This is a genomic window from Mesomycoplasma sp. (genome assembly GCF_056854695.1).
In genome coordinates this window covers 13,687-29,043 of sequence record NZ_JBXGGF010000006.1, presented here as the reverse complement: position 1 = coordinate 29,043, position 15,357 = coordinate 13,687, and the positions used below count along the sequence as shown (strand labels likewise).

The 15,357-nt window shown below is 32.4% G+C and carries 26 protein-coding genes; all 26 read left to right on the top strand.

What is annotated here, in order from left to right; genetic code table 4:
- Positions 1–2: 2 nt before the first annotated feature.
- Positions 3–2,672: an ABC transporter substrate-binding protein gene (locus ACJHWB_RS01600; protein WP_483132760.1), complete on the top strand. Its 2,670-nt coding sequence runs from the start codon at positions 3–5 to the stop codon at positions 2,670–2,672.
- A gap of 338 nt (positions 2,673–3,010) precedes the next feature.
- Complete coding sequence (gene rpsJ, locus ACJHWB_RS01595) at positions 3,011–3,334, top strand: 30S ribosomal protein S10 (protein WP_483132759.1); 324 nt, start codon at positions 3,011–3,013, stop codon at positions 3,332–3,334.
- Positions 3,334–4,017 (top strand): 50S ribosomal protein L3, encoded by a 684-nt coding sequence (gene rplC / locus ACJHWB_RS01590; RefSeq protein WP_483132758.1) that lies wholly within the window; start codon positions 3,334–3,336, stop codon positions 4,015–4,017. Before rpsJ ends, rplC begins: the two co-directional genes overlap by 1 nt.
- The gene (gene rplD, locus ACJHWB_RS01585) at positions 4,010–4,684 is read left to right on the top strand and encodes a 50S ribosomal protein L4 (protein WP_483132757.1); all 675 of its coding nucleotides are present in this window, start codon (positions 4,010–4,012) and stop codon (positions 4,682–4,684) included. The genes rplC and rplD overlap by 8 nt, the downstream gene beginning before the upstream one ends.
- Complete coding sequence (gene rplW / locus ACJHWB_RS01580; protein WP_483132756.1) at positions 4,684–5,154, top strand: 50S ribosomal protein L23; 471 nt, start codon at positions 4,684–4,686, stop codon at positions 5,152–5,154. Before rplD ends, rplW begins: the two co-directional genes overlap by 1 nt.
- A gap of 2 nt (positions 5,155–5,156) precedes the next feature.
- The gene (gene rplB, locus ACJHWB_RS01575) at positions 5,157–6,002 is read left to right on the top strand and encodes a 50S ribosomal protein L2 (protein ID WP_483132755.1); all 846 of its coding nucleotides are present in this window, start codon (positions 5,157–5,159) and stop codon (positions 6,000–6,002) included.
- A complete protein-coding gene (rpsS, locus tag ACJHWB_RS01570; protein WP_022934730.1) occupies positions 6,002–6,283 on the top strand; it encodes a 30S ribosomal protein S19 in 282 nt (93 codons plus the stop codon). Before rplB ends, rpsS begins: the two co-directional genes overlap by 1 nt.
- A gap of 11 nt (positions 6,284–6,294) precedes the next feature.
- On the top strand, positions 6,295–6,672 hold the full coding sequence (gene rplV, locus ACJHWB_RS01565; protein WP_483132754.1) for a 50S ribosomal protein L22: 378 nt from the start codon (positions 6,295–6,297) through the stop codon (positions 6,670–6,672).
- The gene (gene rpsC, locus ACJHWB_RS01560; RefSeq protein ID WP_483132753.1) at positions 6,672–7,352 is read left to right on the top strand and encodes a 30S ribosomal protein S3; all 681 of its coding nucleotides are present in this window, start codon (positions 6,672–6,674) and stop codon (positions 7,350–7,352) included. Before rplV ends, rpsC begins: the two co-directional genes overlap by 1 nt.
- Positions 7,353–7,354: 2 nt before the next feature.
- A complete protein-coding gene (gene rplP / locus ACJHWB_RS01555) occupies positions 7,355–7,792 on the top strand; it encodes a 50S ribosomal protein L16 (protein WP_483132752.1) in 438 nt (145 codons plus the stop codon).
- Positions 7,782–7,985 (top strand): 50S ribosomal protein L29, encoded by a 204-nt coding sequence (gene rpmC / locus ACJHWB_RS01550; protein ID WP_022934734.1) that lies wholly within the window; start codon positions 7,782–7,784, stop codon positions 7,983–7,985. The genes rplP and rpmC overlap by 11 nt, the downstream gene beginning before the upstream one ends.
- Positions 7,985–8,281: a 30S ribosomal protein S17 gene (rpsQ, locus tag ACJHWB_RS01545; protein ID WP_483132751.1), complete on the top strand. Its 297-nt coding sequence runs from the start codon at positions 7,985–7,987 to the stop codon at positions 8,279–8,281. Before rpmC ends, rpsQ begins: the two co-directional genes overlap by 1 nt.
- Positions 8,281–8,649, top strand: a complete 369-nt coding sequence (gene rplN, locus ACJHWB_RS01540; RefSeq protein WP_022934736.1) for a 50S ribosomal protein L14 — start codon at positions 8,281–8,283, stop codon at positions 8,647–8,649. The genes rpsQ and rplN overlap by 1 nt, the downstream gene beginning before the upstream one ends.
- A 19-nt stretch (positions 8,650–8,668) precedes the next feature.
- Positions 8,669–8,989, top strand: coding sequence for a 50S ribosomal protein L24 (gene rplX, locus ACJHWB_RS01535; protein WP_483132750.1), 321 nt, complete (start codon positions 8,669–8,671; stop codon positions 8,987–8,989).
- A complete protein-coding gene (gene rplE / locus ACJHWB_RS01530; protein ID WP_483132749.1) occupies positions 8,989–9,534 on the top strand; it encodes a 50S ribosomal protein L5 in 546 nt (181 codons plus the stop codon). Before rplX ends, rplE begins: the two co-directional genes overlap by 1 nt.
- A 13-nt stretch (positions 9,535–9,547) precedes the next feature.
- Complete coding sequence (locus ACJHWB_RS01525; protein ID WP_022934739.1) at positions 9,548–9,733, top strand: type Z 30S ribosomal protein S14; 186 nt, start codon at positions 9,548–9,550, stop codon at positions 9,731–9,733.
- Positions 9,733–10,128 (top strand): 30S ribosomal protein S8, encoded by a 396-nt coding sequence (rpsH, locus tag ACJHWB_RS01520; protein ID WP_483132748.1) that lies wholly within the window; start codon positions 9,733–9,735, stop codon positions 10,126–10,128. Before ACJHWB_RS01525 ends, rpsH begins: the two co-directional genes overlap by 1 nt.
- Before the next feature lie 3 nt (positions 10,129–10,131).
- Positions 10,132–10,671, top strand: coding sequence for a 50S ribosomal protein L6 (rplF, locus tag ACJHWB_RS01515; RefSeq protein WP_483132747.1), 540 nt, complete (start codon positions 10,132–10,134; stop codon positions 10,669–10,671).
- 2 nt (positions 10,672–10,673) lie between these two features.
- Positions 10,674–11,042 (top strand): 50S ribosomal protein L18, encoded by a 369-nt coding sequence (gene rplR, locus ACJHWB_RS01510; RefSeq protein ID WP_483132746.1) that lies wholly within the window; start codon positions 10,674–10,676, stop codon positions 11,040–11,042.
- On the top strand, positions 11,042–11,680 hold the full coding sequence (gene rpsE, locus ACJHWB_RS01505; protein WP_483132745.1) for a 30S ribosomal protein S5: 639 nt from the start codon (positions 11,042–11,044) through the stop codon (positions 11,678–11,680). The genes rplR and rpsE overlap by 1 nt, the downstream gene beginning before the upstream one ends.
- A 94-nt stretch (positions 11,681–11,774) precedes the next feature.
- Positions 11,775–12,221: a 50S ribosomal protein L15 gene (rplO, locus tag ACJHWB_RS01500; RefSeq protein ID WP_483132744.1), complete on the top strand. Its 447-nt coding sequence runs from the start codon at positions 11,775–11,777 to the stop codon at positions 12,219–12,221.
- Positions 12,221–13,624 carry a preprotein translocase subunit SecY gene (gene secY, locus ACJHWB_RS01495; protein WP_483132743.1) on the top strand — a complete coding sequence of 468 codons (1,404 nt, stop codon included), beginning with the start codon at positions 12,221–12,223 and terminating at the stop codon, positions 13,622–13,624. The genes rplO and secY overlap by 1 nt, the downstream gene beginning before the upstream one ends.
- Positions 13,618–14,265 (top strand): adenylate kinase family protein, encoded by a 648-nt coding sequence (locus ACJHWB_RS01490; RefSeq protein WP_483132742.1) that lies wholly within the window; start codon positions 13,618–13,620, stop codon positions 14,263–14,265. The genes secY and ACJHWB_RS01490 overlap by 7 nt, the downstream gene beginning before the upstream one ends.
- Entirely contained in the window at positions 14,256–15,011 is a 756-nt protein-coding gene (gene map, locus ACJHWB_RS01485) for a type I methionyl aminopeptidase (RefSeq protein WP_483132741.1), read from the top strand. The genes ACJHWB_RS01490 and map overlap by 10 nt, the downstream gene beginning before the upstream one ends.
- A complete protein-coding gene (gene infA / locus ACJHWB_RS01480) occupies positions 15,012–15,233 on the top strand; it encodes a translation initiation factor IF-1 (RefSeq protein WP_483129852.1) in 222 nt (73 codons plus the stop codon).
- Positions 15,234–15,241: 8 nt separating this feature from the next.
- Positions 15,242–15,355: a 50S ribosomal protein L36 gene (gene rpmJ, locus ACJHWB_RS01475; RefSeq protein WP_022934749.1), complete on the top strand. Its 114-nt coding sequence runs from the start codon at positions 15,242–15,244 to the stop codon at positions 15,353–15,355.
- The last annotated feature ends 2 nt before the right edge of the window (positions 15,356–15,357 follow it).

Below are 15,357 nucleotides of genomic sequence, written 5' to 3'. Positions count from 1 at the left end.
ATATGAAAAAGTTGTTTAAAAAATCTTTATTTTTTATTAGTTCCTTATCTCCGATAATGCTTTTGGCGAGCTGTGGAAATCTTATAGAACAAAATCGAGATGATTTTGATTTTGGTTTTGCAATTCCTCCAATCAACGACCTTAACTATGTAACTAATAAATCTTCTGAACCTATTATTAAGTCATTGGTAGAATCTTTTTTCAAACCTGGCCCTTCAGCAGGTTCTAGTTATGGAGCTAAGCTTAATTTACCAACATCATCACTTACAACTTATAGTATTAGTGGTGGTTCTTATAACACAGCAAGTGAAATTTTTGATCACATTGATTCAATTGCAAGTGATAATGCTTCTTACAATTTAACTGATTTTGGTTTAACAGTAGGTACAATAAATTCTGGAAGTGGTAATTTTACATCTATTGAAAATAGTTCAGGTGGCGAAGTTACAGTAACAATTCCACTAAACAAAGGTGCTTCTAAATGATCAAATGGTGATGAAGTCACCGCTCAAGATTATATTGACTATATTTTGTATGTTTTAAATGCTAATGTAGCTTCACCAAAATTAATTGAGGTTTTATCACTTAATATTAAAAATGCTCAATCAATCGTTTCATTACAACAAGATTATGTTAAAAAGTTTGGTAATTTATATAGTAATCCTTTTGGTCAACGTCGTTTTATTAAAAATAAGGATGGCAAAATTGTCCAGGATTTAAGTCAAAAAGTATTTCAATCTCAAAATAAAGGTGATCAAGAATATGTTGATAAATTCAAAAAGCTAACTCAAGGCTTTGGGATGTACACAGGTCGTATTTTTATGGAATATAGCAATGCGGAAATTGTTAAATTAATTCAAGAAAATGCGGTTTTTAACCCTAATTTTAATTACAAAAGTGATTCTTTTGTTAGACTAGTGGATGGAAAACAAGTCACCGAACATCTTACTCATAATCCATTTTTAGATCCTCGTCAAGTTTTTGTGGGCCCACAATTGCTAGCTAAATATGACTTTTTACCAAAATCAGGTTATGATTTGCGAATTGAATTTGAAGACTATGGAATTAAACAGTTTTCAAATATGTTTCAACAAATTTTATATCCAAGAATTATGTTACCAATTAATCGTAAATTTGTTGAATACACCGTTGGAGGAATTGGTAATTTTGGAACAGACCTTAGCAAATTTATTTGAAATGGACCTTTTGACATTTCCGATTTAAGTTTAGGTCAACAAGGTTATATGATTTTGAGTAAAAGACCAAATTATTATTCATCTGATAAAACTGTTCCAAGTAAGATTAAAGTCTTTTTTGCAGACCAACCAGAACTTTTATCTTCATTATTTAGTGATGGTTACATTGCTAAAACTAGAATTCCTTCTAGCTTTCAACGTAAATTTTGGTCCAATGCAAAAACTCGTCAATACATGACTAAACAGCAAGGTTATGGGACAATTGGAATTCAGATTAATTTAGATAATGTTAAACGTGGTGATTCACCACTACAGGATCCTGATTTAAGAAAGGCATTATTCTATAGTATAAATCGAGTTGATCTGTTAAGACTATATGGTCTAGATTCATCTTTTCCACAGACTACTTGAACTAGTCCAGACAACATTTCTACTAACAAAGGTTATCCATTAGAGACCTTCTTTAGTAGTCAATATTACTATTCAGAAGATAAAGATGCTAATGGGAATTTTAAAAAATTTCCAATTTCATCAGAAAGTTATCCATCACATCTTGCCAAAGCTGTTTGATTTGAATCCGTGCCGCGAATAGATAAGTCGTATGATTTAGATGTCGCTAATTTTTATTTGAATCGATTTAAAAAGAATCATCCACAAATTAAGCACGTTAAATTAAGTTTTATTTACAAAGAAAATAATGAAGAAAATGCGGCAATTGGACTTCAAGATGCTCTTTCTCGTCAAACTAATGGGTTTATTGAAATTGACCCAATTAGGTTGCCAGATGGAATCTACTATCAACGTTTAATTACTGGTGATTTTGATCTTACTATGAAAAACTTCGACTTTTTCAATATTGGTGGTGGTGAGCCTCAAAGTTATATTAGAGCCTTTTTTAATACTGATGAAATTAGTCCACTCGATAGCAAATTAATCGGATTTGTGTATAATCCAACCGGATCACTCACTTATAATAGTTGGTGAACTAGTATGACTAAAGAACAACAAGATGCTGTGATGAAAAGACTTAAAATTAATGCCTTTTTTAGACAAAAATTTGAAGAATTGATCCAACGTAAAGTTAAATATGATGAAAATGGTAAAGTAAAAATGCATAAAGTTGCCCTTAATAAAGAAGGAACTGAATTTGCCAAAGATTTAAATGGTAACTTTATTATGGAACCAGAATTTGCTGAAACAAGTGATGAATATACTAGTAGAATTAACAATTTTTTCAGTGGTAACTTTTCAGCAGCTGAGAAAGATGCTGGTTGAACTCAAGATAATGTGTTTAAACTAGTTGCTATTTTTGAAGAAATTATTCGTGAATTTGTACCCGTTATTCCACTTATGGAAGTTGATACTTTTTGACTTATCGATAGAATTCGAGCAGGAAATGATGGTTCATTCCAATATGCATTTGATGTTGAAAATATTAAAAATAGTTTCATCACTCCTGAAGATGGTAAGGAATAAAAACATTAATTTAACAAAAAAACCACTATTTTTAGTGGTTTTTTTGTTACAAATTATTTTAAACAATATTTATATTTGTTTATTTTTAATTAAAAAAATATTATTTATTTTAGTTTGTATTTGTTCTAATATATACTATTTTTTTCTAAATTTAATTTTTGATTCAAAATAAAAAAATATTTTGCTTGGTTTTTTTAAAAAAGATGATAGAATAATAATGCTTTTATACGGCAATGAGACATAAGGTTGCGATACACAAGAGTAAGTTGTTATTGTGTATCGGTTTTTATGGGGAGCCGGTTCAAGTATGAACAAGGAACAACTTTTAATTATAAATAATGAGCAAAAATGCAATTAAAATTAAATTAAAAGCCTTTGATCATCGTCAAATAGATCAAACAGCACAAAAACTTGTTTTGTTAGCTCGTGAGCTAAATGTCGATGTTAGAGGTCCAATCCCTTTACCTACAAAAAGGGAAGTTTTTACAATTTTACGTTCAGTTCACATCAACAAAAAATCACGTGAACAATTTGAAAGTAGAACTTACAAACGCTTGATTGTTTTAGATGTAGATTCAAGTAATGAAAAAGCAGTTATTGACAAAATTAAAAGAACTCAACTACCTGCAGGTGTTGAAATTGATAAATTAGAGGTTGCATAATGAAAGGTATTTTAGGTAGAAAAGTCGGAATGACTCAAGTATTTGGTCAAGACGGCCAAGTTATTCCAGTTACTGTCATTGAAGCACAACCAAATGTCGTTACTGCGGAATTAACACAAGAAAAAAACTCATATCAAGCTATTCAATTAGGTGTTTTTGACAAAAAGACATCTCGTATCAATAAACCTGAAAAAGGTCATTTTGACAAAGCACAAACTGTTGCTAAAAGATTTGTTAGAGAATTTCGTGACTTTGAAGGTTACAAATTAGGTGACAAAGTTGACTTAAGTATTTTTAGTGAAGGTGAATTTGTTGATGTAGTTGGTACTTCAAAAGGAAAAGGATTTGCCGGAACCATTAAAAGATACAACCAAGCAATTGGTCCTCGTTCTCATGGTGGTGGAGGTGGTTCAAAACCTATTCGTCAAACTGGTTCAATTGGTGATATTTCTGGAAACAAAGTTGTTAAAGGAATGACAATGCCAGGACATTTAGGTCATGAAAGAGTAACTATCCAAAATCTTGAAGTTATTAAAATTGATCTTGCAAACAATGTTTTACTAGTTAAAGGTTCAATTCCAGGACCTAAAAAATCATATGTAATCATTAAACAAGCAAGTAAAAATTCCACTGCTAAAACACCTATTAATTTAGTAAATTACTCAGAGGTGCAAAATGGCTAAGAAAATAGAAACAAAAACTATGGAAACTAATCAAGAAGTTAAAATTGAACAAAACTTAAGTGCTCCAAAAGTTACATTTGAAAATAACTTTGAATTACCAAAAATTTTATTTGGTTTAACTGAGGCGCATTCACAAGCAGTTTTTGATACTATCTTATACGAACGTGGTTCACGCCGTTACGCAACTCATAAAGTTAAATCACGTGCTGAAGTTAGTGGAACTGGAAAAAAACCTTGAAAACAAAAAGGAACTGGTAAAGCTCGTGCAGGTTCACGTCGTTCACCTATTTTTGTTGGTGGTGGTCGTGCTTTTGGACCTACAACTTCTCGTAATTACAACACTAAAGTTAATAAAAAAGTTCGTAAATTAGCATTTGTTAGTGCTTTATCACAACTTGCAAATCAAAAACAAGTTTTAGTAGCTGATTTTGCAATGAGTCAAATTTCAACTAAAGAGTTAGTACAAAAATTAAATGCTTATAAAGCAAGCAAATTAAAACATGTTTTAATTGCTTCGACTGATGAAAATTTATTTTTATCAGCACGTAACTTACAAAATGTTGTAGTTACCAAACCAACTTCATTGTTAGTTGAGCAATTGATTTGAGCAGATGCTCTAATTATTGCTGAAAATGATATTGTTAAAATGGTCGAAAGGGTTAAATAATGAATTTTACAGAAATTATTAAAGCACCAATTTTGACTGAAAAAACTTATGAGCAAATGCCTTCACGTGTTTACACATTTGCAGTAGACAAAAGAACCAATCGTTCAGAAGTTAAAAAAGCTATTGAATATATTTTTGATGTTAAAGTTGAAAAAGTTAATATTAGCGTAGTTGATAGAAAAGCTAAAAAATTAGGACGTTTTGCAGGGTTTGTACCAGGATACAAAAAAGCATACGTTACTTTAAAAGATGGATATTCAATTAAAATTAATGATGATGAAAGTCCAATTCTAGAACAAGATCCACAAGAGTTACCAAAAGATCAACTAAGCGAAGAACAAAAAGCAGAAAAACAAGCACGTTATGACCAGGTTCAAGCTAAAGTTGCAGAAAAACTTGCAAACAAAGCTAAAACAACAAATAGTAAAAGTGCTAAATCTGATGAAAAAGAAGTTAAAGGAAAAGAGTAGTTATGGCGTTAAAACATTACAAACCAGTTACTAACGGTAGACGTCATATGTCAGCGTTAAATTATCGTGAAAATTTAACTACTGATAGACCTGAAAAATCTTTAGTTGTTATTCTTAAGAAACATTCAGGCCGTAATAACCAAGGTAAAATTACTACCCGTCACCAAGGTGGACGTCAAAAACGTAAATATCGTTTAATTGACTTCAAACGTAATAAAGATAATATTGTAGCAATTGTTAAAACTATTGAATATGATCCAAATAGATCAGCTAACATTGCGCTTGTAAGTTACAAAGATGGTGAAAAAAGATACATTTTAGCACCTAAAGGATTACAAGTTGGTCAAGAAGTTGTTTCAGGTGAAAATGTTGACATTTTAGTGGGAAACACATTACCACTTGCAAATATTCCAGAAGGTACTTTTGTACACAACATTGAATTACACCCTGGAGCAGGTGGGCAATTAATGCGTTCAGCTGGAACTAGCGCACAAATTCAAGGGCGTGATGAAGATGGTAAATATGTTATTCTTAAATTAAAATCAGGTGAATATCGTCGGATTTTAGCTCGTTGTCGAGCAACTATAGGAGTGGTTGGAAATGAAGAACACTCACTTGTTAACATTGGTAAAGCTGGTCGTTCACGTCACTTAGGTATCCGTCCAACTGTTCGTGGATCAGTTATGAACCCAAATGATCACCCACATGGTGGTGGTGAAGGGAAACAACCAATTGGACGTAAGTCACCTCTTACTCCATGAGGTAAAAAAGCTCTTGGTGTTAAAACACGTCGTAACAAAAAAGCATCTACTAAATTGATTATTCGTCGTAGAAAGGATAGTAAATAATGGCACGTTCACTTAAAAAAGGGCCTTTTGCTGATGAGCATTTGCTAAACAAAGTTGCTAAAGCAATTGAATCCAAAAGTAAAAAACCAATCAAAACTTGGTCACGTCGTTCAACTATTTTTCCTGATTTTGTCGGATTTACCTTCCAAGTTCACAATGGTAAAATTTTTCATGATGTTTATGTTACCGATGATATGGTAGGGCATAAACTAGGTGAGTTTTCACCAACTCGCACCTACACAGGTCATGGTAAAGATAAAGACAAAGGTAAGAAAAAATAAGGTAAGTCACTATGGAAAATAAAAGTAAAATTATTGAAGCAAAAGCTCACGTAAAAACTCAACGTATTTCTGCTCAAAAAGCTCGCCTAGTGGCAGCGCTTATTAAAAATCGTTCAACAACAGATGCTTTAGCGATTTTACACAACACTAACAAAAAAGCAGCTTACTTTTTTATAAAACTAGTTAACTCAGCTGTTGCAAATGCAGTAAATAACTTTGGTCTTTCAGGAACAAATTTATATGTAAAACAAGCTATTGTTAATGAAGGGACAACTTTAAAACGTTATCAACCAAAATCTAAAGGTGTTGCAGCTTCAATTTACAAGCGTACTTCTCACCTTTCAGTTTTTGTAGTTGAACGTTCTAATGTTGAGCAAGGAGATCTATAATGGGACAAAAAGTTAATCCAAATGGTTTTCGTTACGGGATCACTCGTCAACACAATGCAATTTGATATGCTGAAAAAGCTAATTTTGCAGATAAACTAATTGAAGATGTTAAAATTCACCGTTTTTTTGAAAAATTAACTCGTGAATATAAAATTGCTAATACACAAATTCGTCGTGACAACAAAGGAATAATTACTGTTGTTGTCCAAACAGCAAAACTTGGATCATTTTTAGGTCAAGGTGGCGCAAACCTAAAAAAAATTATTGATGATCTTAAAAAAGCAATTCGTAACAAAAAAGCTCAAATTAATATCGATGCTGTAGAGATTAAAAATCCAGATTTAAATGCTAAATTATTAGCAGAAGACATCGCTATTAAATTAGAAGCTCGTGGATCATTTAGAATTGCACAAAAATTTGCAATTCGTAGTGCTATGAAAGCAGGAGCTAAAGGTATTAAAACCAGAGTAAGCGGACGTCTTAATGGAGTTGATATGGCTCGTGCTGAAGGTTATGCAGAAGGTGAAATGAAACTTCATACCTTGCGTCAAAATGTTGAATACGCAACAGCGACCGCACGTACCACTTATGGTGCTTTAGGTATTAAAGTTTGAGTTTCATTAGGTGATCAATATAATCAAGTTGAATCCAAATCAAAACCTAAAGTGGAAAGGAACTAAAAATGTTACAACCCAAAAAAACAAAACACCGTAAAACCTTTCGTATCAAACACAACAAACGTGCCGCTTTTCGTGGAAACACTGTGGCATTTGGTGAATTTGGATTACAAGCTGTAACTTCTAACTGAGTAAGTGCAGCGCAAATCGAAGCAGCTCGTATTGCCATCACTCGTCGTATGGGTCGTGAAGGACAAGTTATTATTCGTATTTTCCCTCATCTTTCTTTAACTTCAAAACCAATTGGAGTGCGGATGGGATCAGGAAAAGGTTCAGTTGATAGATGAGTTGCTGTTGTTAAAGAAAACACTATGATGTTTGAAGTTAAAGGTGTAAAACCTGAAATCGCTCGTGATGCATTACGTTTAGGTGGTCACAAATTACCACTTAAATGAAGAATTTTAACTAATAATAAAGTTGAGGAGACACAAGATGGAATTTAAAGAACTTGCAAATAAAAGTGTTAGTGAATTACAACAAATGCTAGTTGAATATCGTTCAGAACTTTTCACCTTGCGTTTTAAAAATAAAACTCAACGTCTTGATCAAAGTCACAAAATCGCTGAAATTAAAAAAGATATTGCAAGAATCCTAACTGCAATTCGTCAGCAAGAAATTATTAAGGAGGCCGACTAATGAGTTCAACTGGTATTGCAAATGCAACCCCAACTTTAGTGCGTAATTCTCGTAAAACTTTAGTTGGTGTAGTAGTTTCAACAGCATGTGAAAAAACAATTACAGTTGCTGTTGAAACCCATGTTAAACACCGTTTATATGGAAAACGTTTTAAAAAAATTAAAAAATTTGCTGTGCATGATGAAGCAGCTAAAGCTCAAATGGGTGATAAAGTTAAAATTGCTGAAACTCGGCCAATTAGTAAAACTAAAACATTTCGTTTGGTAGAAATTATTAAAAAACAAGGAGAGCACTAATGGTTCAAGAACAATCACGTTTAGTTGTAGCTGATAATTCAGGGGCTAAAATCGTTGGGGTTATCCGTAATTTAGGTGGCTCTGTCAAAAAAAATTCTAACATTGGTGACATTGTTGTTTGTTCAGTGAAAAAAGCACTGCCAAATGGTATTGTCAAAGAAGGTCAAGTAGTAAAAGGTGTAGTTGTTCGTAGTGTTTACGGGCTACGTCGTGCTAATGGATCTCATATTAAATTCGATGACAACGCAGTTGTGTTAATCAAAGAAGATGGTTCTCCTCGTGGAACTCGTGTTTTTGGCCCAATTGCTCGTGAAATTCGTGATAAAGGTTATCTCAAAATCGCTTCATTAGCGCCTGAGGTTTTATAGGAGCATAGTTATTAAAGTTATGAAAATTAGAAAAAATGACGAAGTAGTAATTATTGCAGGTGATGACAAAGGTAAAGTTGGTGCTGTGCTAGAAGTTTTTCCTAGCAAAAACCAAGTTATTGTCAAAGATGTTAATAAAATTACCAAACATAAAAAACCAAATCAACAAAACACTAAAGGTGAAATTGTAGTTAAAGAAGCACCTATTCACGTTTCAAATGTAGCATTACTTACCAAAAAAGCAAGCAAAGACAAACCAGCTGAATATAGCAAAATTGGTTACAAAGTTGAAGATGGTAAAAAAGTTCGTTTTGCCAAAAAAACTAAGAAGGTGGTCTAATGAATCAATTACAACAGTTTTATCTTGAAAAGGTTGCTCCTAGTTTAAAAGAAGAATTTAATTTATCTTCTGTAATGCAAATTCCTCGCATTGAAAAAGTTGTACTTAATATGACAGCGGGAAATGAAGTAACTAACTCAAAAGCTATTGAAGAAGTGTTAAATGAATTATCACTTATTTCAGGACAAAAAGCTTATCAAAACACAGCTAAAAAATCACTGGCTTCTTGAAAATTACGTAAAGGTATGCCAGTTGGTGGGAAAGTTACTTTACGTCGTGATGCAATGTGAGAATTTTTATACAAATTAATCAACATTGCTATTCCACGTATTCGTGATTTTCGTGGAATTAGTTCAAAATCATTTGATGGACGTGGTAACTTTGCACTAGGAATTAAAGAGATCATTGTTTTTCCAGAAATTAGTTTTGATAAAATTCGTAAATTACGTGGGCTAGACATCATTATTGTGACCAGTGCACCTAACAATCAACAAGCAAAGGCATTACTTTCAAAAATGGGATTCCCTTTTGCGAAAAAAAGTTAATTAAAGGATTAATATGGCAAAAAAATCATTAAAAGTAAGAGCGGAAAAACATCCAAAATTTGCTGTTCGCGCCTATAATCGCTGTCAACTTTGTGGTCGTCCACGAGCAGTGATGCGTAAATTCAAAATTTGCCGGATTTGTTTCCGTACATTAGCACACGAAGGACGAATTCCTGGTATTAAGAAAGCGAGTTGATAATGGCATTTATAACCGATCCAATTGCAGATATGCTCACCCGTATTCGTAATGCAACTATTCGTAAACACGAACAAGTTACTTTAGGGCATTCAAACAAAAAAGTAGCAATTTTAAATATTTTTAAACAAGAAGGCTACATCAGTGGCTTTAGTGTTTCAGGTGATATTAAAAAAGAAATCACTATTGATTTAAAATACAAAGGTAATACAAGTGTAATTTCAGGGCTAAAACGTATTAGTAAACCTTCATTACGTGTTTATGCTCCAGCTCACAAGTTACCATCAGTTCTTTCAGGATTTGGAACAGCTATTGTTTCAACTTCAAAAGGACTATTAACTGATAAACAAGCGAGAAAGGAAAATGTTGGTGGTGAAATCATCGCCTTCATTTGATAGAATATGTCACGTGTCGGAAATCGTATTTTAACTATTCCAGCTGGTGTTGAAATTATCTTTAACAACAATGAAGTGACTGTTTCAGGACAGCTTGGTAAATTAAGTCGCACTTTTGCGCCACAAATCAATATTGAAGCTCGTGATGGTAAAATTTATACCACTCGTTCTTCTGAGTTAAAACAAGTTAAACAATTACACGGAACTACTAATTCACTACTTCAGGGAATGCTTACTGGAGTTTCAGTTGGTTTTAAAAAAGAACTTAGAATCAAAGGGGTTGGATATCGTGTGGCACTTAAAGATCAACAATTAGAACTACTTGTTGGTTATTCACATCCAGTGCTAGTTGATGTTCCAACTGAAGTTAAAGTTGAACTTCCAAATGCAACTACTATTATTGTTAGTGGAATTGATAAACAAAAAGTTGGTGAATTTGCTGCTCAACTTCGTGCTGTTCGTAAACCAAATGCTTACTCTGGAAAAGGTGTGAGTTATGCTGATGAAGTTCTTAAACTTAAAGAAGGGAAAAAAGCAAGTAAATAATTATGGCAATCTCTCGAAATCAAGCTCGCAAAATCAAACAAAAAAGAGTTCGCAAAAACATTACTCAATCACTTTCAGCTCAGAAAAAATATCGTATTGGGGTTTACAAATCACTACAAAACTTTTATGCTTTTGTAGTTAATCCTGAAACCAATCAAGTAATTACATCAGTATCAACTTTATCTGAAGATAACAAAGTTTATGGTGGGAATATTGCAGCTGCTCGTGACTTAGCACCTAAATTAAGCTCTAAAATTACTGAATTAAAACTCATTGATCAAGATTTTATCTTTGATCGTAGTGGATACCTTTACCACGGACGTGTTAAAGCTTTTGCTGAAGAGTTAAGAAAACAAGGAGTTAAATTCTAATGGAAAAAGAATTGCAAAAAATGCAACCAACTGAACAAGTTGTTGTTCCAAAAGCAGAAGCTAATAAAGCTGAAGAAAAACAAGCTCGTAAACCAATGCGTCGTCGTGCTCCACAAAATAAAGATCGTCAAATCAAAACTGAATTTGAAGATCGTGTTGTTAGCATTGCGCGGGTAACAACTGTTGTTAAAGGTGGAAGAAGATTTTCTTTTTCAGCTTATGCAGTTGTTGGTAATAAAAAAGGAAAAGTTGGTTTTGGTCACGGAAAAGCTAATGAAGTTCAAGATGCAGTTAAAAAAGCAGTTAAAGATGCTCAAAATCGTTTAATTACTGTGCCAATTATTAACAAATCAACAATTCCTCATGAAATTAATGACAAATTTAATGCTTCTAAAATTCTTCTAAAACCAGCACCACGTGGAAAAGGAATTGTAGCTTCAGGAACAGTGCGTGCTGTTGTTGAATTAGCCGGATACACCGATATTTATAGTAAAACTTATGGTTCACGTACTAAAATTAATGTTGTACGAGCAACCTTGAAAGCACTTGCTAAATTACGCACTGCACAACAAATTGCAGATATGCGTGATATAGATGTACGTAGTTTACAAAGTGGTAAAAGTGTTTTTGTAAAATAAGATTTATCAATTGTAATTACAAAAATAATTTTGTGCTACAATAGTCAAGTCTTAACTATTTAATTAACTAAACAAAAACAAAAAAGGAATTATTATGGCAATTAAATTAGAAAATTTGCAATATACTCCAGGATCTCGTCCAGAAAAACACCGTAAAGGTCGTGGACACGCAGCAGGTAAAGGAAAACAAGCAGGTCGTGGACAATCTGGGCAAAAAAAACGTTCAAAAGTTAGATTAGGTTTTGAAGGTGGACAAAACCCATGATACCGTCGTGTACCTAAAGTTGGGTTTAACAATGTTAACACTGTAAAATATGAAACTTTTTCACTTGCAGATCTTGAAGCTAAATATAATGATAGTGATGTAGTTAGTTTAGAATCACTATACATAAACAAAGTTTTGCGTCGTAAAAATTTACCTGCTAAACTTTTAGCTACTGGTAAATTAACTAAAAAGAATTTAACTATCACTGTTAATGCAATTAGTGAGCAAGCGGCTAAAATTATTGAATCCTTAGGAGGAAAAGTCGAGGTTCGCTAGTGTTCAAATTATTAACTCGACTTTTTGATAAAGCCTCTAATAGCTATATCAAAACAAAAAACCACATAACCCTTGTCTATAAAGATAAGGTTTTGTTACGTAAAATATTTTATACATTTTTTTTGCTCACAATTTTTGTGATTTGTGGTACAATAACTATCCCTCGTTTAAAACTTCTTAATTTCCAATTAGATAACAATTCTTTTTTAGGTATTATCAATACAGTTGGTGGAGGAGGATTGCTTAATTTTTCTATTGTGGCTTTAGGAATTGGTCCTTTTATTACTGCATCACTTATTATGATGATTGCACAAACTAAATTAGTGCCACCAATTCATCGTTTATCACAATCAGGACCTCATGGTCGTCGAAAAATTAACATAATTACAAGAACATTAACTTTAGTTATAGCTTTGGTACAAGCTTTAATTTTAGTAAGAACCGTTATAACTAATACTCAACTTCGATTTGTAACTATTGAAGATAACTCTTTTGGTTATTTATATGTTGGTTTACCATTGATTTTAGTTGCAGGTTCGATGTTTACCTTATTTTTAAGTGAACAAATTACTGACAAAGGTGTTGGTAATGGAACTTCGCTAATTATTTTTTCAGGTATTGCAATTGGTTTACCAAGACGTTTTAATTATGCTTTTGATTACATTGTTTCTCATGATTCTGTGGCAAAAATTAGTGAAATTTTAGGATTTTTAGCTTATGTTTTTGGTTTTGTTTTATTAATTGTTCTTGTTACTTATATTTATTTGGCAGAGCGAAAAATTCCAATTCAACAAACAGGATCTGGGATGACTAAAAACATTAAAGAAATTTCAACTTTACCAATCAAACTTAATCCAGCAGGGATTATGCCAATTATTTTTTCATTAATTGTCGTTTCATTGCCATCGTTGTTTACAGGTTTTTTGGACCCAAATACTTCAGCAACTAGCAATTGAATTCAACATAATATGAGAATTCAAGATCCACTAGGACTAACTATTTTTATTTTTTTCAATATTATTTTTAGTATAGTGATGTCATTGCAACAATCAAGAGTTGATAAAATTTCAGAAGATTTTGCTAAAAATTCAACCTTTATTCCTGGAATTCGCCCAGGTGAACAAACAGAAGATTATTTAATTGGTGTGGTGTTGCGTTTATCAGTTTTTAGTGCGATTTATTTAACAAGTATTGGAGTTCTTCAACCACTTGAAATTATTTTTGGAATGCCACAAGCAATTACTTTTAGTGGAACTTCAGTGATTATTTTAGCTACTACAGCACTTGAGACCTTATCACAAATTAAAGCACGTCACGATGCTGAAAAAATTATTGTAAAAAGAAAAAAAATCAATAAAAATATGGAAAAAGGAATTATTCACGATCGTGATTTATTATGGTAAATAGTTTGGAGCAAAAAAAATTCATTTTTTTAGGAGCACCAGGAAGTGGTAAAGGGACTTTAGCTAAATCATTAGTTGAATTAGCTGGTATTGAACATATTTCTACAGGTGATATTTTTCGTCAAAAAATTGCTACAGATCTAGAATTTGCTCAAAAAATTAACACTACCATTTCTAGTGGTGGTTATGTAAGTGATGATATTGTCAACTCATTGGTTGCTGAAAAATTAGAAACTTTAGGTAATAAAGGTTTTATTTTAGATGGTTACCCACGCACACTTAATCAAGCTGAGTTTTTACTAAAAAGTCAAATCAAAATCGATGGAGTTATTTATTTAGAAATTGACAATGAAATTATTTTTAATCGTCTTTCACTTCGTCGTTTTTGTCCAGAGTGCAAACAAATTTATCATTTAAAAAATTTACCACCAAAAGATGGAAAATTTTGTTATAATGATAACAGCGAAGTTATTCAACGCAAAGATGACCAACCAGATGTTATTGCGCATAGACTTGACGTATTTGCCAAAGAAACTAGTTTGCTAATTGATTATTATGAGCAAAAAGGATTGCTTTTTAGAGTTGATGGTAATGAGGATCCTAAAATTTTAGCAGAGCAAATTTTAGCAAAATGTCATTAATTAAAAAAGATTTTGAGATTGCTTTGCTAACAAAAAGCGGCGCAATTCTGGCAGAGGTAAAACAAATTATTTATGACCTTGTAAGACCAGGAATCTCACTTAAAGAATTAGACACCATCGCTTTTGGTGAGATTGAATCTCGTGGTGCAAAACCAGCTTTTTTAAATTATCATGGTTTTCCAGCCACAATTTGCGCATCTGTTAATGCTACTTTAATTCATGGTATTCCAGATGATTATATAATTAAAGATGGTGATGTTGTTTCAATTGATCTTGGACTAGTTTATCAGGGTTATTACTCTGATAGTGCCTTTACTAAAGCTGTTGGTTTTGTAACTGAAGATGATTATAAAATCATCGATGTTGCTGAAAAAGCTTTTGCTGCAGGTCTTGCCGCAATTCGCCCAGGTGCATATATAAATGATATTAGTATTGCAATTGGCAAAGTAATTAGCGATGCAGGTCTTTATACCACTGATATTTTTTGCGGTCATGGTATTGGAACTGCTTTACATGAAGATCCTAATATTTTTAATTTTAGCATCGGTAGACGTGGTCCAAAATTACAAGATAATATGGTTTTATGCATTGAACCAATGATTTTGCAAGGTTCGAAAAAAGTTAAAATTTTGTCAGATAAATGAAGTGTTGTGGCCGCTAATGGTAAAAACACTGCGCATTTTGAACAAATGGTTTTAATTAAAAATGGTAAAGGCATAGTCTTAACAGGAGAAATCAAAAAATAAATGTCAACAAAAGAAAATAAAATTGTCTTTGCAGGTGAAGTCACTCAAGTTTTTAATGCTCAAGAGTACGAAGTTAAACTGGAAAATGGCGTAAAAATTAATTGTCATGTTGCTGGTAAAATGAAGTTACATCGTATTAAAATTATAGTTGGTGACCAAGTTAAGGTGGAAATGTCACCTTATGACCTTAGCAAAGGTAGAATTGTTTATCGCATTAAATAAGGAAAAATATGAAAGTTAGAGCAAGTATTAAACGCATTTGTAAAGACTGTAAAGTTATTAAAAGAAAAGGTGCAAATAGAGTAATTTGTATCTTAGCAAAACATAAACAAAGACAAGGATAACT